Consider the following 350-nt stretch of genomic DNA (forward strand, 5'->3'; position numbering starts at 1 on the left):
CAACCACCCATCACCCCGAACCAGTAGTCCGAGTGCACTGGGGTCGGCACTGAAGGCAGCCTTCTCGGCCGTACCTTCAGATACCCAACAGCGTGCCCGACACCCTCACCACTCGCTATCCGTTCCACGCCGAAGCAGTACTGGGAAACGAGCTGGTCAAGTGTGCCGAGTAGTCAACGTTCCACCCATGAGCAACCAGCATCAGACATTCGCTGATGTACTGGCCTCTGAACCAGGCCGGAGCCTGATTGAGAAGTGCTCCTTAGAAAGGAGGTGATCCAGCCGCACCTTCCGGTACGGCTACCTTGTTACGACTTCGTCCCAATCGCCAGTCCCACCTTCGACAGCTC

General features: G+C 58.3%; 1 rRNA gene. It reads right to left on the minus strand.

The window, feature by feature from the left end:
• Positions 1–266: 266 nt before the first annotated feature.
• A 16S ribosomal RNA gene (locus IF28_RS0135815) occupies positions 267–350 on the minus strand; the annotation flags it as partial.

It is taken from the genome of Streptomyces sp. NRRL WC-3626 (assembly GCF_000718785.1).
Taxonomy (GTDB): domain Bacteria; phylum Actinomycetota; class Actinomycetes; order Streptomycetales; family Streptomycetaceae; genus Streptomyces; species Streptomyces edwardsiae.